The 22,159-nt window shown below is 53.9% G+C and carries 16 protein-coding genes, 2 tRNA genes and 2 pseudogenes; 5 read left to right on the top strand and 15 right to left on the bottom strand.

Annotated features, from left to right (window positions below; all coding sequences use genetic code 11):
- Positions 1–194: 194 nt before the first annotated feature.
- From HMPREF6485_RS04090 to HMPREF6485_RS04070, 5 genes are all read right to left on the bottom strand, one after another.
- The gene (locus tag HMPREF6485_RS04090; RefSeq protein WP_004344869.1) at positions 195–620 is read right to left on the bottom strand and encodes a hypothetical protein; all 426 of its coding nucleotides are present in this window, start codon (positions 618–620) and stop codon (positions 195–197) included.
- Complete coding sequence (locus HMPREF6485_RS04085) at positions 617–1,939, bottom strand: site-specific integrase (protein WP_198144638.1); 1,323 nt, start codon at positions 1,937–1,939, stop codon at positions 617–619. Before HMPREF6485_RS04085 ends, HMPREF6485_RS04090 begins: the two co-directional genes overlap by 4 nt.
- A 65-nt stretch (positions 1,940–2,004) precedes the next feature.
- Positions 2,005–3,234 (bottom strand): site-specific integrase, encoded by a 1,230-nt coding sequence (locus tag HMPREF6485_RS04080; protein ID WP_004344866.1) that lies wholly within the window; start codon positions 3,232–3,234, stop codon positions 2,005–2,007.
- A 594-nt stretch (positions 3,235–3,828) separates the two neighbouring features.
- Entirely contained in the window at positions 3,829–5,487 is a 1,659-nt protein-coding gene (locus HMPREF6485_RS04075) for a putative transporter (RefSeq protein ID WP_004344862.1), read from the bottom strand.
- A 76-nt stretch (positions 5,488–5,563) separates the two neighbouring features.
- Entirely contained in the window at positions 5,564–6,382 is an 819-nt protein-coding gene (locus tag HMPREF6485_RS04070) for a pyridoxamine kinase (protein WP_004343678.1), read from the bottom strand.
- A gap of 84 nt (positions 6,383–6,466) precedes the next feature.
- On the opposite strand from HMPREF6485_RS04070, the gene HMPREF6485_RS04065 reads away from it, so the two are divergent.
- Positions 6,467–8,662, top strand: a complete 2,196-nt coding sequence (locus HMPREF6485_RS04065) for a hypothetical protein (protein WP_044126249.1) — start codon at positions 6,467–6,469, stop codon at positions 8,660–8,662.
- Between the two features lie 179 nt (positions 8,663–8,841).
- Here the strand turns inward: HMPREF6485_RS04065 and HMPREF6485_RS04060 are convergent, their stop codons facing one another.
- Complete coding sequence (locus tag HMPREF6485_RS04060; RefSeq protein WP_004344860.1) at positions 8,842–9,324, bottom strand: ferritin; 483 nt, start codon at positions 9,322–9,324, stop codon at positions 8,842–8,844.
- Between the two features lie 280 nt (positions 9,325–9,604).
- On the opposite strand from HMPREF6485_RS04060, the pseudogene HMPREF6485_RS14335 reads away from it, so the two are divergent.
- Positions 9,605–9,703 (top strand): annotated as a pseudogene (locus tag HMPREF6485_RS14335) (ribokinase); the annotation flags it as partial.
- A gap of 530 nt (positions 9,704–10,233) precedes the next feature.
- Here HMPREF6485_RS14335 and HMPREF6485_RS04050 read toward each other — a convergent pair.
- From HMPREF6485_RS04050 to folP, 6 genes are all read right to left on the bottom strand, one after another.
- Entirely contained in the window at positions 10,234–11,055 is an 822-nt protein-coding gene (locus tag HMPREF6485_RS04050) for a TrmH family RNA methyltransferase (RefSeq protein ID WP_004344858.1), read from the bottom strand.
- 22 nt (positions 11,056–11,077) lie between these two features.
- Positions 11,078–12,124 (bottom strand): sugar kinase, encoded by a 1,047-nt coding sequence (locus HMPREF6485_RS04045; protein ID WP_004344857.1) that lies wholly within the window; start codon positions 12,122–12,124, stop codon positions 11,078–11,080.
- A 62-nt stretch (positions 12,125–12,186) separates the two neighbouring features.
- A complete protein-coding gene (locus tag HMPREF6485_RS04040; protein WP_004344855.1) occupies positions 12,187–13,386 on the bottom strand; it encodes an acetate kinase in 1,200 nt (399 codons plus the stop codon).
- Between the two features lie 35 nt (positions 13,387–13,421).
- A complete protein-coding gene (gene pta, locus HMPREF6485_RS04035) occupies positions 13,422–14,432 on the bottom strand; it encodes a phosphate acetyltransferase (RefSeq protein ID WP_004342942.1) in 1,011 nt (336 codons plus the stop codon).
- A 172-nt stretch (positions 14,433–14,604) separates the two neighbouring features.
- Positions 14,605–15,378, bottom strand: coding sequence for a diadenylate cyclase CdaA (gene cdaA, locus HMPREF6485_RS04030; RefSeq protein ID WP_004342943.1), 774 nt, complete (start codon positions 15,376–15,378; stop codon positions 14,605–14,607).
- A gap of 10 nt (positions 15,379–15,388) precedes the next feature.
- The gene (gene folP / locus HMPREF6485_RS04025; protein ID WP_004344854.1) at positions 15,389–16,225 is read right to left on the bottom strand and encodes a dihydropteroate synthase; all 837 of its coding nucleotides are present in this window, start codon (positions 16,223–16,225) and stop codon (positions 15,389–15,391) included.
- Between the two features lie 88 nt (positions 16,226–16,313).
- Here folP and HMPREF6485_RS04020 point away from each other — a divergent pair, with 88 nt between their 5' ends.
- Positions 16,314–17,633, top strand: a complete 1,320-nt coding sequence (locus HMPREF6485_RS04020; protein WP_004344853.1) for a UDP-N-acetylmuramoyl-tripeptide--D-alanyl-D-alanine ligase — start codon at positions 16,314–16,316, stop codon at positions 17,631–17,633.
- A 103-nt stretch (positions 17,634–17,736) separates the two neighbouring features.
- Here the strand turns inward: HMPREF6485_RS04020 and HMPREF6485_RS04015 are convergent.
- Positions 17,737–17,809, bottom strand: a tRNA-Phe gene (locus HMPREF6485_RS04015).
- A 165-nt stretch (positions 17,810–17,974) separates the two neighbouring features.
- Between HMPREF6485_RS04015 and HMPREF6485_RS04010 the strand changes: the two genes are divergently transcribed.
- Positions 17,975–18,050: transfer RNA gene (locus HMPREF6485_RS04010), tRNA-Pro, on the top strand.
- Positions 18,051–18,522: 472 nt separating this feature from the next.
- Here the strand turns inward: HMPREF6485_RS04010 and HMPREF6485_RS04005 are convergent.
- Both HMPREF6485_RS04005 and HMPREF6485_RS04000 read right to left on the bottom strand, forming a co-directional pair.
- Positions 18,523–19,275: pseudogene (locus HMPREF6485_RS04005) on the bottom strand (ABC transporter ATP-binding protein); the annotation flags it as partial.
- Positions 19,276–19,505: 230 nt separating this feature from the next.
- Positions 19,506–20,048, bottom strand: coding sequence for a hemerythrin domain-containing protein (locus tag HMPREF6485_RS04000; RefSeq protein WP_004344847.1), 543 nt, complete (start codon positions 20,046–20,048; stop codon positions 19,506–19,508).
- Positions 20,049–20,249: 201 nt separating this feature from the next.
- On the opposite strand from HMPREF6485_RS04000, the gene HMPREF6485_RS03995 reads away from it, so the two are divergent.
- Complete coding sequence (locus HMPREF6485_RS03995; RefSeq protein ID WP_004344846.1) at positions 20,250–22,154, top strand: AAA domain-containing protein; 1,905 nt, start codon at positions 20,250–20,252, stop codon at positions 22,152–22,154.
- Positions 22,155–22,159: the final 5 nt, after the last annotated feature.

Raw genomic sequence — 22,159 nt, 5'->3', positions numbered from 1 at the left:
ACAATCCCCTCTGACCGCATTCCACGGCTAAAAAACATATCCTTTCCGTTCATGGATTGGTAGTATGTAGTCATACCGTAGTTGCACATATAGTCATCTACCAACTACAACGTAATACCTTCTCTTTCACTGTGTTACCTTGTTTTGTAGTAATGTAGTAAGATAACAGTGAAAGAAAAAGGATTGGTACATATTCAGCTATTGACACCCCTGTCATATATGATGATAGGAATGACAGAACTCCTTGGATGCATCAACTCACTGCACACATGCTTTCTGAACAGGTGGGCTTCTACGCTGTCAAGCAAGAAGGAAAGGGCGATAATTGTAGGTAATGGGTAGAGCGGTGCGTAGCCCCTTACCTCCTTATCCGTGACTATTTTCCTTTCGTCTGCGTCCCTTTCTTCTGGATGCAGGACGGATTCTTCGGTTATCGTCCGAAGTCTGCCATTGACTTTTCTCCATGTAACTCCGAAGAACCTTGCAAGCTCGCCCTCGGTCATGGCTACTTCGCCTTTTCCCCTGCGGATAACCTGCATACCATTTCCCCACTCGAAGTAGCTGCGCCCCGTGTCCAGACGGATTGCAGCCTTGGTCTTTATTCCATCTTCCGTATTCATGCCGTTTCCTCCATGCTTTTGTTTCTGCCTGTGTTGGCAATAGCCATTGTACCTATGGTAATAGTTTCCTTTACCGTTACCTTATCATCCTCTTTGTTCTTTTCCTGATGTTTGGCGATGAGTCTGTCCATATCCTCTGATATCTTTTTGTCCGTCACCTGCGCATAAACTTGAGTGCTTGATATGGAGGCATGCCCCATCATCTTGGCTATGCTCTCAATGGGAATACCTGCGCTTAGGCTCATCGTGCCGAATGTATGTCTTGCCATGTGGAAGGAAAGTCTTTGGCAGATACCGCAAGCCTTTCCCACAATACTCAGTTTGGCATCCATGACACTGCGGCTGCAATCACGGTGAAAGACAAGGTGATCCCCTTTTTCTTTCACCAGCAGATATTCTTCACTTCTTTCCTGCTCTTTCTGGCAATGACTGATGATGGCTTCCGCTATGGGATGTAACGGCACGATGAACTCAACCTTGGTCTTCTGACGTTCCTTTCTTATATACATCTGTTCGTCCGCTGTCGTTTGGATATGCTTGTTTTCTAAATTCTCCATGTCTGAGATAGCCAAGCCTGTGAAGCATGAAAAGACAAACATCAGTCTTGCCAGCTCCGCTTCCTTGTCGTTCATCTTCATTGCCATAAGTTTCATCACATCGCTCTTTTGCAGAAAGCGTATCTTCTTTTCCTCTTTCTCATACTTGGTATTCTCAAACGGATTGCAGCGGATAATCCTCTTGCTGACCGCACGGAACATCAGTCGGCTCAGCCAGCAGAGGTTGCTGTTGATGGTGGATGCTTTCAGTCCACGCTTTTTGAGAAAGAAACGGTATTCCTCGAACAAGTCCTCTGTAATTGTTCCGATGGATATGTCTTGTACTCCTTTGTTTTCTACAAATTCACGGAGATTTCTGTCAGAATAAAACAAATTCAGGTAAGTTCCCTCTGCCCTTGATCTGCCAACACTTTCCTTGACTGTTTGGAGTTCCGCCCAGCTCATGGCAAGGAGCGTGGTCGGATTGGTGGCAATACCCTGTAAGCGGTTCTTGATAAGCTCCACACTTACCACTCCATCCTTTACAAGAATGTCCCGATAGGTCTTTTCCACCAAATCCCTGAATTCTTTGATTCTTTGGTTTGTCTTCTTGTTGGTTGTCAAACCCTGCTTGGTGTTCCACTCGACAGGATGGCACTCTTCGCCTGTGGTAATGGCTGTGTTCTTTCCGTCGATGGTGATACGGCAGAGAATGGCGGTATTGCAGTCTGCCTTTGTTTTCTGTCTGTTAATATAGAACAGTATCTTGAATGTACTTCTCATAATGGTCTTGATTGAATTGTTCATGTTTTATTTAACGATAAAACAATGTTGAATGAAAGAAATGGTCAGATAGCCAACTGCATATCTTCAGTGAAAGAAAGGAAACGGTCAAATTCCTCAAAGAGTTTCCGCGGTGTTACCTTTGCATAACGCTCGGTCATGCTCACGTTGGAATGCCCCAGCATCTTGCTTACCGTTTCAATAGGCACACCCTGTTCAAGCGTGATGAGCGTGGCAAATGTGTGCCTTGCTGTATGTGTGGTAAAAGGAAACGAGATGCCAGCACGAAGCCGCAGGGCTTTCAAATAAGATTGGTAAGTGGCATATCCCATGAAAGGGAGCAATGTTTCCCTTTCATCGCTGTGGAGCTTCTCCATCAGCCATATGGCTTCAGGCAGCAGTTTGACACGACAAGGCACACCTGTTTTTTGGCGGTTGAACTTCAGCCAAAGGCTACCCTCGTCATCACGCACAAGATGGGACTTGTCCAGTTCCATCAAATCACAATATGCAGCACCCGTATAACAGGCAAAGAGGAAAATATCCCTTGCCGTTTCCATTTCCTCCTCCAAGTCCTCCAAGTGGAGAGTCTTTAACTTCTCAAATGCCCCTCTGTCAAGTGCTTTGGGGAGTTTCTTGTTACCCTTGCTGATTTTGACTTTGTCGAAAAGCAGGATGTCTGCCAATCCCTCACGGTAAGCCAGCCTGCATACCGTCTTCAAATGGGTGGCGACATTGTAGAATGAGCTTTCCTGAAATCCACACTCCCCTAAGAAGTACTGCTGAAACTCATGGATGAAGTTCTCTGTCAGTTGTGAGAGGGCTAAGTCAGAAACCTTATACTTCTTTTGGATGAACTCCTGCAAGTGGATTCTCGTGGAGTGATAGTTTGCCATTGACTCTTTTCTGATGTCTACACCGACATGACTTTCTTTCTCCTTTATGAGCATATCAAGTCTTTCGATGAGCATGCACCGTGTCTGCACACTTCCTTGAAACTGTTTCTTCACATCGGTTGCGTCAAATGGGCAACCTCTTGCAAGCAAAGACTGATAGGCTGACTGAATGGACAGCAGCAAATTCTCCAACCTGCCATTCACTTCCACCGCCTCACGACTTTTTCCGTCCATTCTGCTCTCACGGGGATTCCACAAGTCAGGATTGCAGGAGAGCTTGCAACTGAACTGTGCGATGGAACGCCCAATGGTTATCCGTCCCATAATCGGAGCCTTGCCCGACTTGTCCAGACCGCTCTTTTTGAGGTAGAGCAACACCTTCATTTTTTCTGTTTTCATACGCTTTGATGTTTTGTGGCAAAATTACCAATTTCAAAGCGTTTCTCTCTTATGCAGAAAACTGCCGACCGCAGCAACAGCCACACGAGTAAAAATAATTCAGTTACCGAATATTACTCCATCGTTACCTATGGCAAAATCGGGTAACGCTCTGGTAACTGAACTTCTGCCTAAATCTGCATATTATAACTCTTTTTGAAAAGAGCACTTCTATGCAAATTATTTCGTTTCCTGCTCATTATCAGTCAGTTTACACCAACTTCGATATTTCTTCATTTTCGTTGATTAGTTGCGATGCAACTACGGCCCTTTCGGCTTTCAAGTGTGGCCCTTTTGCAAGTCCGGAGAGCCGGAATGGAAAAATCGATGCGCTTTTCGGGTAATCAGAAGCTTCCCTCCCGTTCTGGTTGGAGGATTTTGTCGGATGCGTTTTTGTTGATATTATTCACCACCATCCGGTAGTTTGCAGAGATAGCTTTCACCGATTTTCCGTCAGTGTGCGACCGATACATATATCCATTTCCGTCCTGTCAAATACCCACAGTCCCGTAAGGGAAACAAGGAAACAATGTGCCGAAAATCCTCCTCCAACCATCAGGCAAGGAACATGACCAGCACTTGGGCGATGACCACACGGATGAACATACCCAAAGGATAGACCGTGGCATAGCTGATGCTGGCTGTTTCGCCCTCCAAGGTGTCGTTGGCATAACCCAAGGCCATAGGGTTGGCCATGCTTCCACAAAGGATGCCACAAATGGTGCCATAGTCAAACTTCTTGGTTTTCAGTGCTATGATACCTACAAAGAGTATCGGCAGGAACGTGAGCAGGAAGCCCAACCCTACCCACAGAAGCCCTTCAGGACGGAAGATGGTCTCGAAGAACTGGCCGCCGGCATCGAGTCCCAAGCAAGCCAAATAGAGCGAAAGACCGAGTTTGCGCAACATGAGACCGGCACTGCGGGTCATATAGGATATGAAATGTACGCGTGGGCCCAATGCTCCCACCACAATACCCATCACGATGGGACCGCCGGCAATGCCCAGTCTCACGGGAATGGTCATGCCGGGAATATCGATGGGAATGGTGCCGATGGCCAAACCGAGCAGCATACCGAAGAAGATGGCTCCGAGGTTGGGCTCGTTGAGCGTGCGCACGGCATTACCGAGGAAGTTTTCCACATGTTCCACATCGTTGGGTTCGCCCACTACGGTCAGCCGGTCGCCATATTGCAGGCGCAAATCGTCGGTAGCCAAGAGTTTGATGTCGCCGCGAATCACCCGGCTCACGTTCACTCCATAGGTGTTGCGCAACTGAAGTTGTCCGAGATATTTGCCATTGAGCACAGGCTTGGTGAGCACAATGACACGGCTCTCCACCTTCGAGTCGATGGCATTCCAGTCCACCTGGTCGCGGTTCCAGTCTTTTTCCACTTTCTCGCCGAACAGCAGTTCCATGGCATCCACCTCCTCCTTGTTGCACACCACGAGCACATTATCGCCCGTGTTCATGACAGTATCGGCTTCCGGGACAATAACATTGCCGTCGCGCCACACGCGCGACATGATGAACTTGCGGTGGGTCATCATCGAGATGGCGGCTATGGTCTTACCGTCGAGAGCCGGATTGACCACCCGAAACTGTCCCACGTAGGTGTGGTCTTCGGCCCCGTTGCCACGCACCATGAGGTCGGCAGGCTTGACAAAAAACCGCCGCATGAGCATCATAGCCAGAATGACACCCACCACACCCAACGGGTAGGTGACGGCACAAGCCAAGGCCACACTGCCACTCGGAAGACCGAGATGCTCAAGAGCCTGTTGGGCTGCACCGAGGGCAGGCGTGTTGGTGGTGGCTCCACAGAGGATGCCCACCATGTCGGAAAGGCCTACGGAGGTAAGAAGACCTAAAACGACGGTCATTGCCGTGCCCAAGAGAATCACTCCGAGACCCCAAAGATTGAGTTCTATGCCCTCGTGGCGCAGCGATCCGAAGAAGTTGGGGCCCACATAGAGGCCCAGCGTGTAGACAAACACCGTGAGTCCGAAACTCTCGGCAAAAAGGAGCATGTCGCGGTCGATGGTCAGGCCGCAGTGCCCGGCTACAATGCCGATGAAGAAGACAAAGGCAATACCGAGCGAAATGCCTTTGACATGGAGTTTGCCCAAGGCCAGCCCCAGTGCACATATCAGCGACAGCACCACGATGGCCTGCACGGCCGAATGTATGTTAAAAAGGGAATCCCAATACATTGTCAGTTGGTTTGTTCGATGTCAGCCTTCGCTCTGCCACGCCGGAACCGCTCTCTCCGTGCGCAGAGCCAGAGGGTCAGATGATGTTCAGATAGCGTTCGAGCGGTATGCCGACGTTCTTGTCTTCGTTGTCCTTGTTGAGGTCTATCAAGCGATAGACGGCATCCATCGCCTTGCGGGTGCTCTCCATGAGCGGTTCGTCATCAAGCAGATGGCCCACAAGCACAGCCGAAAAGATGTCGCCCGTACCGGGGAAGTGTACCGGAATCTCGTCGTAGGGCAGCAGGAAATAGGTGTCGCTCTCGTGATTGTAGCCCGCCACCGACGGTTGCCCGTCCACGGGAATGCTCGTGACAAGTGCCGAGCGCGACCCGATTTTACACAGATGGTTGAGCAGGCTTTCGGCTTCGGCCCGTGAAACGCCATCGGGCGAATAGCTCCGGCCCGTGAGATAGCAGGCTTCGGTGTAGTTGGGATAGCACAGATGAGCCACGCCGAGCATCTCGCGCATGGAATTGATGGTGGCCGGAGTGACACCGTTGTAGAGTTTGCCCTCATCTCCCATGATGGGATCCACAAAGATGGTGGCTCCCTTTGCTGCCTGTTCACGGCAGTAGCGGGAGATGATGGCAGCCTGACGCTCGGAGGCGATGAAGCCGGTGGCAATGGCATCGAACGAGAAGCCAAGCTGTTTCCATACGGGAAACACCCCTTTGATATAGTCGGTGGTCTCGAGTATGTTGAACTTCCCATAATCGAGCGTGTTGGAAACCAATGCTGTGGGCAGATTGTAGGTGGGATGGCCAAAATAGGAAAGTATCGGCAGCATCGCCGCCGTGGCCACCTTGCCGTAGCCTGCCATATCGTTGATTAGCAGAATTTGTTTCTTACTCATCTTTCATTCACAATTTGGGTACAAAGATACATATTTTTTATTATCTTTGTCACAAAATCTCATAAAATGCATTTCAAACGAACCATGAAACGAAACCTGCTCATCACTGCCGCCATTTTGCTGGCAGCAACCCTTTCCGCCGCCTCCCCCAAAGCGGGGAAAAGCGGTATCGACCGCCGGCTTGTCGTAGGCCGCAACAATCCTCTTGTGCAAATGGTCGACACGATGGCCGCACTCACCGTGGGCAACGGGCACATAGCCCTCACGGTGGATGCCACCGGACTCCAGACTTTCCCCGAGCACTACCGCAACGGAACACCGCTCGGCACCATGAGCGACTGGGGCTGGCACGCTTTTCCCAACACGGAAGGCTACCGACCGGAAGAAACGCTCGCCGACCACAACTTCCATCGGGGCCGGGGGGATGAACTTTATGCCGTACAGTTCCGACAACCGGGCCGGCAGAAGGAGGCTTCCGACTATTTCCGTGCCAATCCCCACCGCCTGCATCTGGGCTGTATGGGATTCTCGTTCGACAGTCCGAAAGAGGTCAAGAACATCAAACAACTATTGGATTTATGGAACGGGGAGATTAAAAGCCACTTCACCCATGAGGGAAAAGCATACGACGTAAAGACATTCTGCCTGCCCCATCGCGACAAGTTTGTGACCAACATCAAGGCCCAAGGGGGATGCACGCTCCGCTTCCGGGTGCCCTACCCCACGGGGGCGCATACCGACGACGGATGCAACTGGGCATCGGGGACGAACATCAGAATGGAGATAGCCAACCACGAGTTGGGAAATCTGACACTTGCCGTGAGCATTGACACCACAACCTACTATGTGCGGTTCACCTGGACGGGCAGGGTGAAGTTGGCCATTCCGCATTTCAACGAACTCTGTCTGACCACCCCGAAGAATGACTTCACGCTGGCATGGGAGTTTCTGCCCGAGAAACCCAAGACGGAACCGGCACCTACGAAAAGCCAAGGACACTGGAAACTGCTGCCTGCAACGACCTCGTTCACGACCTTGGAGCAACAGGCAGCCGCCCACTGGAACCAATTCTGGAGCAAAGGGGGCATCGTAGACTTCTCACGCGTGCCCGACTCAAGGGCCCGTGAATTGGAACGGCGTGTGGTGCTCAGCCAATATCTGTTGGCCGTGAACGACGGGGGCAACACGCCCCCACAGGAATCGGGACTCACCTACAACTCGTGGTTTGGCAAGTTCCACTTGGAAATGACGTGGTGGCACCTCGCGCCGTTTGCCCTCTGGGGACACCCCGAACTGCTCGACCGCTGCCTGTCGTGGTATACCACGGCCGAGCCGATGGCTCGGGAGATAGCCCGCAGACAGGGATTCAAGGGAGTGAGATGGATGAAAATGACCGACCCGTCGGCCACCGAAGCTCCTTCCAACGTCGGCTCCTATCTCATCTGGCAGCAGCCCCACCTTATCTATTTGGCCGAACTGCTCTATCGGGCAGCACCGACAGCAGAAGAGAAGGAGCAGGTGGTGGAGAAATATGGCCGACTGGTGGAGGAGACGGCCGACTTCATGGCCGACTTTGCCGAACCCGACAACCGCCACAGCCGCTACATCCTGCGGGGCTGTATTCCTGCCCAAGAGACGCTCAACGCCGACTCGGTGGTGAATCCGCCTTTCGAACTCAACTACTGGCAGTGGGGGCTGACCACGGCACAGCGATGGCGCGAGCGGCAGAGACGGCAGAGACAGCCATTGTGGGACGACATCATCGCCCGCCTGTCGCCTTTGGCCGACCAAGACGGTGTTTACCTCACGGCCGAGACAGCACCGTTGCCCACGGGAAGAGCCGAACAAACGGACAATCCGAAAGGCATCGACCGGTTTGCCAGCGACCACCCCATGCCACTCGGCGCCTTGGGCATGTTGCCTGCCAGCCGACTGGTGGATAAGGCCAAGATGCACAAGACCTTCCGATGGATAGCGGACAACTGGAACTGGCAGAAGACCTGGGGCTGGGACTACCCCATGACAGCCATGTGTGCCGCCCGTCTCGGACTGAAAGAACAAGCCGTCGATGCCCTGCTCATGAACCGGCAGAAGAACACCTACCTCGCCAACGGACACAACTATCAGGACAACCGTCTCCGAATCTACCTGCCGGGCAACGGCGGACTGCTCACGGCCATAGCCATGATGGCTGCGGGATGGGATGGGGCCAAAGGCCGAAATCCCGGTTTTCCCGACGGCTGGGACGTGCGGTGGGAGGGGTTGCTGCCCATGCCATGAGTGCATCAGAGCACAAAAGGCCGCTTCCCGAGAGGACAAAGAACATCACCCCCATAACCAACAGAAACGGGAGACCGCCTTTGCGGCGGTCTCCCGTTTTTCGTTTTCAGCCTACCAAGCCGTCTCACAAAGGCCCTAAAAGTCTGCGACGGGCTCTTGGTAGAAATCCCTCACCGGGCTTAGGCCCTGCGACCATACTGCTCGTCGAGGTTGAAGATGGCGCTGTCGCCCATGCGCTTCAGGCGGTCTACGATGCCGCTGGCCGTAGCCTCTTCCTCCACCTGCTCGCGGACAAACTGCCAAAGGAAATCTTGGGTGGCCTTGTCGCCCTCGGTGATGGCCTCGTCGAGCAATTTGTCGATGAGGCTGCTGATGTGGCACTCGTGCTTGTAGGCATCCTCAAAGGCATCGAGTGGAGCCGTCCAAGTTTGCTTCACGGCCGGAATCTGGCCCACCACGGCCTCTCCGCCGCGCTTGATGAGATAGTTGGCCATCTGATAGGCATGATCCATCTCTTCGGCCGACTGCTTCTTCATCCACGTGGAAAAGCCGTCGAAGCCTTCTTTCTCGAAATAGAAAGACATGGAAAGATAGAGATTTGCCGAATAAATCTCACTAACGATTTGTTTGTTCAGTGCGTCTTGTAATGAATTGGAAATCATAATGTTTTAACTTTTAAATAATACTTCTTTTGTTCTATGGGCGTGGAAAACTCTCTTACTGTCCCGACCGTCACATGTTGCAAAGATAGACAAAAATAGCATAGCCTGTTCGATAGTCACCTATTTTTTTACAGTATTTTATATAAATTACAATTTCGCATACCTCTTGCTGTCTTGAAATAAGCCCACGAAGATTTGGCCATTAGCGCGGTTAGTGGTATCTTTGCCTGATTTTACAATATTCAACATGAACGACATTTGTTGCATCGGACACATCACCAAAGACAAGATCATCACGCTCGGAAGCAACGGTTCGCTTATCTTCGTCGACGGTGAGTTCCACGAGATTCCGGCCTATCGGCCCGGCGAGATGGTCGACGAGTGTTTAATGCCCCCTAAGTTAGGGGGATGGGGGTCTGAACAAGGGAAAGACTCTATATAGCAGGAACTATTAAAGATTTAGAAAAAGCCTTACACGCCATTTTTCCGCGCCCGTTTGTCATGCCGGTTATATCCCTCCTTTTCGACTCATCCGCCCCATCGATTTCCCCACTCGGCCCGACCGACTTTACAAAAGGGCCACAGGCAGAAGCTCGTTCGGCCCGAATGAAAAGCTAAAAGAGCCCGTTTTGTAAGCCCATTCCGGCCAGAAAAGCCCCATTTAGGGGGTTGTGGGCTGTTAGAGAATTGGAAAATTAAAAAAGGGAAACGCTCTCACGCTTCCCTTGCCAATGCAAAGATACAACTTTTTGGAGTCGAATACAAATAACGAATGAATTTGTTTTACATATCAACAAGGAGATTCTGCCCCGAATCCGTTAATACGGATTCGCCTCATTCGCACCATTCGCCGACCTACTATCTATCAGAAAAATAGCGTGCCCGGCAGGACACAACCCCTTTACCTTTTTACTCTTTTACCTCTTTACATCCGTCCACTCTCAGCTGCCAGAAGGCTACGGCCGACGCTGCCGCCACGTTGAGCGAGTCTACGCCGTGGGCCATGGGAATGCGCACCACATAGTCGGCCTGCTCAATGGTTTCGCGAGGCAGCCCGTCGCCCTCGGTGCCCATGACGATGGCCAGACGCGGTTCGGCGGCCAGGGCCGGATCGTCGAGCGGAACCGAGCGGTCGGTGAGGGCCATGGCCGCCGTGCGGAATCCCAAACGGGAAAGGGAGGCGATGGAATCATCGAGCCAAGTCCAAGGCACAAGAAACACCGACCCCATCGACACGCGCACAGCCCGGCGGTTGAGCGGGTCGCAGGAGTCGCGAGTGAGCAGCACGGCATCAATGCCGAGGGCCGCCGCCGAACGGAAAATGGCTCCGATGTTGGTGGTGTCTACCACCCCGTGGATGACCACCACGCGACGGGCTCCGCGACACACCTCTTTCACATCGGGCAAGAGAGGGCGGCGCATGGCACAGAGTACGCCCCGGGTGAGTGTATAACCCGTGAGTGCGGCCAGCACCGGACGCGGCCCCGTGTAGACGGGCAGATCGCCGCAACGCGCGATAATGGCTGCCGCGTCGCCTGCAATGTGTTTGTGCTCGCAGAGCAATGCCAAGGGTTCACAGCCTTTGTCGAGGGCCACCTGAATCACTTTGGGGCTCTCGGCAATGAACAGGCCGCGCTCCGCATCCACCTGATGGCGCAGTTGCGCTTCGGTGAGCGTGCTGAAAATCTCTACTCCCGGATGTGACAGGGAAGTTATTTCGATGACCGGCATAGGATGGGACAGATTCTGACGGTCAGCGCTCGATGCGCCCGCCGGTGGAAACGATATTGGCAATGATTTCTTCCTCGGAGACCAGATTCTGGTCGCCGGGCACGGTGTTCTTGAGGGCACTGGCCGAGAGACCGAAGTCGAGACAACGCCGGTTGTCACCGGGCCAACGGCCAAGGGCGTGAAGATAGGCTGCCACGAAAGCGTCGCCGACCCCCATCGGGTCGACAATGGGTGCAATGTCGTAGATGCGGGTTGTGTAGAGCCGCCCCTCCTCGGCATCATAGAGCACGCCGGTGAGCGTGTGGTGGCTGGAGGCCAACTGATTGCGCAGAGCCATCAGCATCTTCTTGCAGCGCGGAAAAAGCTTGTGCATCCGGGTAAAATAGTCTTCGTATGCGAGTCGGTTGAGCCGATAGTCGACATCGGAGGCTTCAAAAGGGATATGGGGCACGCCACCGGCTATTTCCCACTCGTTCTGGTCGCCGAAGATGATGTCGCTGTGCTGCATGAGTTGGAAGAGCACATCGTGGGCTTCCAGACCGAAGCCCCAGAGGTTTTTGCGGTAGTTGATGTCGCAGGAGATAGTGAGTCCGAGGCTGTCGGCCAACTTCACGGCATCGAAAGTGGTGTTCATCGCATCGCGGCTGATGGCGCAGGTGATGCCCGAACAGTGAAAGAGACCGGCATCGGCGAGCACCTCCTCCCAGCGGATCATGCCCCGTCGGAGACTGTAGAAGGAGGAGAGTTTGCGGTCGTAGACCACATGGGAGTTGCGCATGGCGGCGGCTTCCTCAAAATAGTAGGTGCCCAGGCGGTCGCCGCCACGCACCACATGGGACACGCCAAGGCCGAACTCGCGAAGGTGCATGAGCGCGGCATCGCCCGCATCGTTTTGCGGAATGCGCGAAACAAATTCCACCTCGTCGCCCAGACAGGCCAGCGACACGGCCACGTTGGCTTCACTACCGCCGTAGTTGCCCTCAAAGGTTTTTCCCTGTGAGATGCGGCGGTAGCCGGGCTTGGACAGCCTCAGCATGATTTCTCCGAATGTAACGATCTTTTTCTCCATGTGTCTTGAAATGAAAAAAGGTGAGGGCCGGCACAGCCCTCACCTTATTATATTAACCATGTTTACTTGGAAACGAGTTCCTTGGTGTCGCGGGCAATGACAATCTCCTCGTCGGTGGGCACCACCACCACCTTCACCCGGCTGTCGGGCGTGGATATGACGGCTTCCTTGCCTCGTATCTTGTCATTCTTCTCCTTGTCAATCTTGATGCCGAGGAAGTCGAGATTCTCGCAGGCATCGAATCGCATACCCGTCTGGTTCTCACCCACACCGGCCGTGAAGACGACGGCATCCACTCCGCCCATGGCGGCAGCGTAGGCACCGATGTACTTCTTGATACGGTAGGAATACATTTTCAAAGCCAAAATGGCACGCTCGTTGCCCTCGTTGGCGGCATTCTCCACATCGCGCATGTCGCTGGAGATGCCCGTGATGCCGAGCACACCACTCTGCTTGTTCAGATAGTCGGCAGTCTCCTGCGGCTTCATGCCGAGCTTGTCCATGATGTAGGTCACGGCCGAAGCGTCAATGTCTCCCGAACGGCTGCCCATCATCAGGCCGGCCAGCGGGGTGAGGCCCATAGAGGTGTCGAGCACCTTGCCGTTGAGTACGGCTGCAACAGAGGCCCCGTTGCCGATGTGACAGGTGATAATCTTCGAGTCGTTGACATCCAAGCCCAGTATCTCGCACACGCGCTTGGAAACGTAGCGGTGGCTGGTGCCGTGGAAACCGTAACGGCGCACGTGGTATTTCTCGTAGAGCTCGTAGGGCACGGCATAGAGATAGGCGTAGTCGGGCATCGTGCTGTGGAAGGCATTGTCGAACACGCACACCTGCGGAGTGCCGGGCATGAGGGCATCCACGGCACGCAAGCCTTTCAAGTGGCCGGCATTGTGGACGGGAGCGAGGTCGCACAGTTCTTCAATACCGTCTTCCACGCTCTTGTCGACGATGACACTCTGGTTGAACTTGTCACCGCCCTGCACCACGCGATGGCCCACAGCGTCGATTTCCTCCAGACTCTTGATGGCCCCGATCTCAGGATCAAGCAAGGTCTTGAAGACAAAGTTCACACCTTCCTTGTGGTCGGGCATGTCGTGCATGATCACTTTTTTCTCGCCACTTGGCAGCGTCACCTTGATAAAAGCGTTGTCGATGCCGATGCGCTCCACGCCTCCCTGGGCCAGCACAGACTCATCGTCCATGTTGTAGAGCTTGTACTTGATAGAACTACTGCCGCAGTTCAGGACTAAAATCTTCATATCGTGTTAGTTTGATTGATTTCAAAGGTTTTCCGTTATTTGGCATCCTGCGCCTGACAAGCGGTGATAGCCACCATATAGTAGATGTCATCGACAGAGCAGCCGCGGGAAAGATCGTTCACCGGACGGGCGATACCTTGAAGGATGGGGCCTACGGCCATGGCACCGCCGAGACGCTGCACGAGCTTGTAGCCGATGTTGCCCACCTCAAGATTGGGCACAACAAGCACATTGGCCTTGCCGGCAATGGGGCTGCCGGGAGCCTTCTTGGCACCGACAGAGGGCACGAGGGCCGCATCGGCCTGCAACTCGCCGTCGACATGCAGGTCTGGATAGCGCTCCTGCGCCAGCTTGGTGGCCTCCACCACTTTGTCCACCACCTCATGGGAGGCACTGCCCCACGTGGAGAAACTCAGCATGGCCACGCGCGGCTCGGCAAAGCCGGCGATGCTCTTGGAGGTCTGGGCGGTGCAATAGGCTATCTGTGCCAACTGGTCGGCATCAGGCACCGGGGTTACGGCCACGTCACCCATCACCACCACACCGTTCTCGCCATACTGCTCCTGCTTGCTGATAATGAGCATGGCCCCACTCACACAAGTGATGCCCGGAGCACACTTGATGATTTGCAGAGCCGGCCGAAGCGTGTCGCCTGTGGTGCTCAAGGCACCCGAAATCTGTCCGTCGGCTCCGTCGGTCTTGATGATCATGCAGCCGAGATAAAGATTGTTCTTGGTCACAAGTTCACGAGCCTTCTCAATAGTCATGCCCTTTTTCTGGCGGAGTTCGGCCAATTTGAGGGCATACTCTTCAGCCTTGGGATTGTTGAGCGGGTCGATGATGGTAGCTTTGTCGATGTTTTTCAGTCCCCATCCGGCTGCCAGTGTCTTGATGTTGGCGGGATTACCGATGAGGATGAGTTCTGCTATGTCGTCGGCTAATACCTTGTCGGCGGCTTTCAAGGTGCGCTCCTCCTCTGCTTCGGGGAGCACAATGCGCTGTTTGTTCGATTTGGCGCGTGCTACGATCTGATCTAATAAGCTCATAGTTTGTTTAATCTTTTTAATATATGTTGATTGAAATTCTATACATTTTGCCACTTACAGATTACAAAAGTACGTTTTTTAATCGATATAAACGTGAGCAAACAGATAAAAAAACATAAATCCGACGATATTGCGAAGATTCTTCCCGTTTGGCAAGTCGGCTGCAAGCGTTCTACGCCATCTCTGCGGTGAGAATGCTCTCGAGCTGCTCCGCTGAAAGGCGCAGGTGAAATTCGCCCTTGATGGCCACGGAGATGCGCCCCGTCTCTTCCGAAACCACCACGGCGATAGCATCGGAATTCTGCGAGATGCCCATGGCAGCGCGGTGGCGGAGCCCCAATTCCTTGGGAATGCCGAGGTTGTGGCTCACGGGCAGAATGCAGCCGGCAGCCTTTATGCGCCGGTTAGAGATGATCATGGCCCCGTCGTGCAGGGGTGAGTTTTTGAAGAAAATGTTTTCGATGAGCCGCTGGTTGATGCGCGCGTCAATGAGGTCTCCCGTGTCCACAATGTCATTAAGGGGAACTCCGCGCTCAATGACAATCAGGGCCCCAACATACTTTTTACTCATGCTCATGCAGGCCATCACTATGGGAATGATGGTCTCGCGATCCACCTCTTTCTCTTTCACCTTATTAGACTTGAAGAAATTCACCAGCCTGCGCATCCCCTTCTGCGTACCGAGTTCGTAGAGAAACTTGCGTATGTCTTCCTGAAAGATGACGATGAGGGCAATGACACCCACGCTGACCAGTTTGTCGAGAATGGAACCGAGCAGCCTCATCTCCAACACCTGACTCACGAATAGCCATATCAGGATGAAAAGCATGATGCCGATGAACACGTTGAGCGAACGGCTCTCCCTCATCAGCCGGTAGATGTAGTACAACATCATCGCCACGGAGATGATGTCTATGATGTCTTTTAGACCAAATTCAAAAGGCATAGGTCATGGTTTAAGCATTCAACATTTCCACTATCTTCACCGCCTCGACGGCCTCTTTCACGTCATGGACACGCAGGATAGAAGCTCCTTTGGCCAGCGAAAGGGCGTGAAGGACGGTCGTTCCGTTGAGCGCACTTGCCGGAGTGCCGCCCAAAAGTTTGAATATCATAGACTTCCGGGACACACCCACAAGCAGCGGAAGCCCCAGTACATGCAGTTTTTCCATCTCCCGCATCAGCCGGTAGTTCTCCTCCAGCGTCTTCCCGAAGCCGAATCCCGGGTCGAGAATAATGTCTTTCACTCCCCGGTCGCGCAGTTGCTGCACCTCGTCGGCAAAAGCGATGAGCATGTCGTGGAGCGAGGACTTCACCGACATGAGGATGTAGGGACATTTGAGTTCCTCCACCACGTCGAACATACGCTCCGTTTCGTGGATGGGCGTGTCCACAATGCCCGTGATGCCGCCCTCCGACACATCATTGATGATGTCTGCCCCCCACTCCGCAATGCACTTCCGGGCCACAGCCGGCCGGTAGGTGTCGACCGAAACGACGGCATCGGGCTGCTCTCGGCGCACGATGCCAAGAGCCCATTGTAGCCGGTGCGCCTCTTCATCCTCACTCACTTCCTGCGCCCCGGGCCGTGTGGAGAAGGCTCCGATGTCAATCATCGTTCCTCCTTGGGCGATTATCTCGTTGGCTCTGTCGGCTATCTCCCGCTCCGTCTGTTTCCTGCTTCCGGAATAGAAACTGTCGGGAGTGACATTGAGGATGCCCATCACCTGCGGCCTGCTCAGGTCGACGAGCTTTCCGCGCACGTTGATGGTGTAATCGATTGGCTGTGTCATATAACTGCAAAAATAGGAATATTATTCGAGATTTCATTCCCATTTCACGAAAATTACAGTAACTTTGCATTAAAATGTTTTAACCATCATGGAACTATCCGAACTTTATAAGCTTTACCAACAGCATCCGCTCATCACCACCGACTCCCGCGACTGTCCCGAGGGCAGCATCTTCTTTGCCCTGAAAGGGGAATCATTCGACGGCAACCGATTTGCCAAGGCGGCCTTGGAGAAAGGATGCGCCTACGCCGTGATCGACGAACGGGAGTTTGCCGAAGAGGGCAACGGGAGACTGATACTCGTCGACAACGTGCTCACCACTTTCAAAGAACTGGCCCGCGAGCACCGCCGCCGGTTCGACATCCCCGTCATCGGCATCACGGGCACCAACGGCAAGACCACCACCAAGGAGCTCATCGCGGCCGTGCTGGGAGAGAAATACAACGTGATGTACACCCGGGGCAATTTCAACAACGATGTGGGAGTGCCCAAAACGCTCTTCTCCCTGCGCCCGGAACACGAGATTGCGGTCGTGGAAATGGGGGCCAGCCACCCGGGAGACATCAAGGCGCTGGTCGACTATGTGGAGCCTACGTGCGGCCTCATCACCAATGTGGGGCGTGCCCACTTGCAAGGATTCGGAAGTTTTGAGGGGGTGAAGCGCACCAAAGGTGAGCTCTACGACTTTCTGGAGAGCCACGACGGACTGCTCTTTCTCAACGAGAGCAATCCTGACCTCATGGAGATGGCAGCCCAACGCAACTTCGGACGCATCATCAGCTACGGCCGGGACGAAGGGGGCAACGTGGAAGGAGAGGTCATCGACTGCTCTCCATTTCTCAACTTCCGATGGCGACAGCATCTCCATGCCGGTCAAATACCTGCCAATGCCTACGAGGTGGAGACGCATCTCATCGGGGCCTACAATCTCGACAATATGCTCGCAGCCATCGCCGTGGGCCTGCACTTCGGTGTTTCGCCCGCGCAAATCAACCACGCGTTGGGCCATTACATCCCAAGCAACAACCGCTCGCAACTCGAAACGACGGAGCACAACCGGCTGATAGTAGACGCCTACAATGCCAATCCGTCGAGCATGGCGGCCGCCATCGACAATTTCAAACTGATGAAAGCCGAGCGGAAAATGGCCATCCTTGGCGACATGCTCGAACTGGGGGCCGTGAGCGACGAAGAACACCAGAAGACTGTCGATGCCCTCGCGGCCGCCGGAATCAAGGAAGTGTGGCTCGTGGGCGAGGAGTTTGGCAAAACCCACACTGCCTTCCGCAAGTTCAAGAACGTGGATGAAGTGAAAGCGGCCATCGCGGCCCATCGCCCCGAGAACTATTACATACTGATAAAAGGCAGCAACGGTATCCACCTCTCGCAGTTGCCCGAACTGCTCTGAAAGCCATATAAAGATCAGTCTGCCAACCGAACAGTTTTAGTCGGGCCCATATAACGAACGGAGGCCGGAATCTCATTGCTGAGTTCCGGCCTCCGTTCTGCTGTGGTACCTCTTGGAGTTGAACCAAGGACACATGGATTTTCAGTCCATTGCTCTACCACCTGAGCTAAGGTACCCTCGTTTGCTTTTGCGGGTGCAAAGATAGGACATTTTAATCATTCCGGCAAATTTTCCACTGCATTTTATTCATCTCCTCCCATTTTTCTCACAAAACTTGCACGTAATTCAGTTTTTTACCGTATCTTTGCACCCGCAAACGGTCTCATGACCGATTTTGCAATCGGGATGTAGCGCAGTTGGTAGCGCACTACGTTCGGGACGTAGGGGTCGGGCGTTCGAGTCGCCTCATCCCGACCATCAATAAAGAGGATGTGTTTCACGACACATCCTCTTTGCATTTATAGCTTAAAGATACTTTTGTAACTACGAAGAATATCAACAAAAACACCTCCACCAAAATTCTCCAATCAGAACGGAAAACCGGTTTTAAATCACCCGGAAAGTTCACCGACATTCTCTTTCGGGCTCTCCGAATTTGCAAAAGAGCCACAGTTGAAAGCCAAAAGGGGCTCAACTGCCGTGCAACGGTGCCCCTTTTGCAAGCCCGTTTGGGCCGTTTCAAGGCCATTTCCGGCCTCCGTCACGCGTCAAGAAAATTCAAACATCTGATTTCCAGCATTTTAAAAGTATCGCCAAAACTCGCGTATTTGCAACGAATGGGGCGTTCGGCACAAATATCGCAAACAGAGAGGCCGAAAACGAACAAATAGTTTTACACCACAGAGGAGCCCTCAGCCTCGCGCCTCCCGACATGGATGGTGAGCGAGGCTCTGTCAAGCACGATGCCCTTGCGCTCCACGTAGCGGCTCAAGGCTCCTGCGGCAGCCAGTTCAGCGGGAGTGCCGATGCTCAAACGGTTGTCGGGTTCCATGAGCCAGAGGCGGTCGGCGAGCTGCAGGGCCAGCTCCAAATCGTGGGTGGAGAGAAACACCGTCTTGTCCATCTCGTGGGCCAAACGGCGCAACAGCTGCATCATCTCCACCTTGCTCGGGAAGTCGAGAAAGGCCGTGGGCTCGTCCAAAAAGATGACAGGGGTCTGCTGGGCCAATGCCTTGGCTATCATCACCTTTTGTCGCTCGCCGTCGGAGAGGGTGTGAATCGTCCTTTCGCCCAACCGGCTGATGCCCACCATTGCCAAAGCGTCGGCCACGACGGCTTCATCGGCGGGCGAGAGGGTGCCCCAGAAACCCGTGTAGGGCGAACGGCCGATGCCCACAAGTTCATGCGCAGTCATGTTTTGCACATCGGGTTTGACGGTGAGCACCACCCCGATAGTCTTGGCCAACTCCTTTTGACTATAACGCGCGAGTGACTTTCCAAACAGTGCCACCTCACCGGCAAGGGGGGGCTGAAAGGCAGAGAGGGTGCGCAACAGCGTGGATTTGCCCACCCCGTTGGCCCCCAAGAGGCACGTCATTTCGCCGCTTTGCAACACAGCCGACAGCCCGCGAGCCACCGTCTTCGTCTCCCGCCGATCGCGATAGCCTATGTCCACGCCGGTGAGCCTGATCGTTTCTTCCATGTCGCGAAGTTACGGCTTTTTCCGGAGAAAGCCATCGGATGCGTGTAAAATTGCAGGTGGAACCATCGCAAAAACATTTTACTGTCCGACAGATTTGTCGTATCTTTACAATGGGAAGGGGAGATGGCGGGGTGACAAGTAGGCGAGCAAACGAGTTACTTGACTTTTGGAGGCTGAACTGTAACGATCTGAGGTCGGGCTACATCAAACTTATCCCCGTTTCAGGTTTATCAGAACCGGAAGCCGTGTGTCACCACACGCTGCTCCACCTCCAAGAATCCCGGGAAGATGATATCATTCTCCACATGGATATGCTCTTTCAAGGCTTCCATAAACTCTTCGAGACGGGCCAAGAGCGTACGATAGTCGGCAGAGGCATCGGCAGGGGCGGTGTAGTGGTTGGTGAGAGCAGCGATGCGCTCGTGGCGGGCAAGTTCGTCGCCATGTTCCATCATCATCACACGGATGGGGTTGCCGATAGTCCCACAGTGCATCTGTTCGATTTTCAGGCCGTCATCGTCAGCCTTGTAGAGTTCGTAGAGAAAAGGGAAGAGCACGTTCTCTTCCTTCATCAGATGGCTTTCGAGAGCTTCAAGCGACCCGGCAAAGAGTTCTCTCACCTCGGGCATCACTTCGTTTTCACCGACCACCTTCTCGACCAAAGCCAATGTTGCAGGCCCTTCGCGGCGGATAGTGCGATGGTGTACCTTCAAAGCGTAGTCAACCAGCAAATCCAACGGCCAATCTTGAAAATTCAATCTTGATGTATCCATGTCTTCATCATGTTTTTATATAATGTGCAATAGGCCTCGCGGCCCTTTCTCCTGTTTCCGTTGCAAAGTTACAAATGACGGGCGCAACGGGCAGGTAACATTTGTGCCCCGCCGGCGGTTAAACTCTGTTAAATCGAGGGAACACGCAAAAGTTATGGTGCAGAGGCGGCCTTATCGGGGATTTTTGGCTAACTTTGCATCATGGAATCACCGATACAGGCACTACAACGACAGCGGACCTTGCTCCAGCTGGAGTATTACACCGAGAAGGAGACCTTCCGCAAGCAGACCGAAAGCATGGGCATGGCGCGGAAAGTGAAGCGTGGCGACGCGTGGTTTCCGCTGCGTGTGGGCAAGAGTTTCTACAACTCGCTCAACCAACTGACGCTCGAAGTGTTCCGCTTGCAGGACCAGGACATCGAACACAACTTTGAGTTCGGCCGTCCGGTGATGTTCTTCCGCTCGGCAAAAGGTGACGACAAGCTGCATTATTTCAACTTCACGGGCACGGTGTCTTACGTGGACGGCGACCGCATGGTGGTCGCCGTGCCCGACTCGGCCCCGCTGGCAGACTTGCAGGCAGTGGGCGAAGAACTCGGGGTGCAGCTCTCTTTCGACGAGACGAGCTACAAGACGATGTTCGACGCGCTCGACCGCGTCATCCATGCCAAGAACAATCGGCTGGCCTATCTGCGCGACCTCTTCTACTCATCGCAGAAGGCCGCCCGTTTCACTTTCGCCCCAACGCGCTTCCCGTGGCTCAATCCCACACAGGAGCAGGCCGTCAACGAGGTGATGCGGGCCAAGGACGTGGCCATTGTACACGGGCCTCCGGGCACGGGAAAGACCACCACGCTCGTGGAGGCCATCAACGAGACGCTGATGCGTGAGAGTCAGGTGATGGTGTGCGCGCAGAGCAACATGGCCGTAGACTGGATTTGCGAAAAGCTCACCGACCGCGGCATCAACGTGCTGCGCATAGGCAATCCGTCGCGTGTGAACGACAAGATGCTCTCTTTCACCTACGAGAGGCGCTTCGAGAGCCATCCCGACTATCCGCAACTGTGGGCCATACGCAAGACCATACGCGAACTCCGCAGCCGACGCCGGCGTGGCTCGGGAGACTACCATCAGAAGTTGGAGCGGTTGAAATCGAGAGCAGCAGAGATCGAAATACGCATCAACAGCGAACTTTTCGGTGAGGCACGCGTCATCGCTTCCACGCTCGTGGGCTCTGCCCATCGCCTGTTGGACGGGCAGAAGTATGCCACACTCTTCATCGACGAGGCGGCCCAGGCGCTCGAAGCGGCCTGTTGGATTCCCATTCGCAAGGCTTCGCGCGTGGTGTTGGCGGGCGATCACTGCCAGTTGCCACCCACGGTGAAGAGTATTGCGGCCCTGCGTGCCGGTTTGGGCAAGACACTCATGGAGCGCATCGTGGAGAACAAGCCCGAGGTGGTGACGCTGCTGAAGGTGCAGTATCGCATGAACGAACAGATCATGCGCTTCTCGAGCGACTGGTTCTATCACGGCGAAGTGGTGAGTGCTCCGCAAATCAGGCATCGGGGAATATTGGATTACGACCATCCGATGGAGTGGAAGACGAACAGCCTCACCCCCTCACCCTCTTCGGGGGAAGAGGGTGAGGCTGCCGGCGAATCCTTCGTTTCCTCCTCCTTCGGCCGCATCAACAAGGGCGAGGCCGAACTCACGCTGGGCACGCTCGAAGAGTATTTCACCAAGATAGGCAAGCAGCGCATACTCGACGAGCGCATCGACGTGGGCATCATCTCGCCCTACAGGGCGCAGGTGCAGTATCTGCGGCAGCTCATCCGCAAGCGGGAGTTTTTCAAACCCTACCGGCAGTGCATCACAGTGAACACCGTCGACGGCTTTCAGGGGCAGGAGCGCGACATCATCCTCATCTCGCTCGTGCGCTCCAATGACGAGGGGCAAATCGGATTTCTGCGCGACCTGCGGCGCATGAACGTGGCCATCACCCGCGCAAGGATGAAGCTCATCATCCTCGGCGATGTCTCCACGCTGGGCCGGCACCCGTTCTACAAGAAACTGTGGGAATATATAGAAAAGATAAAAAACGAATAAACACC

The sequence above is a fragment of the Segatella buccae ATCC 33574 genome, assembly GCF_000184945.1.
GTDB lineage: Bacteria > Bacteroidota > Bacteroidia > Bacteroidales > Bacteroidaceae > Prevotella > Prevotella buccae.
Note: the sequence above shows the minus strand (reverse complement) of the source record. Positions and strands in the feature narration are given on the sequence as shown.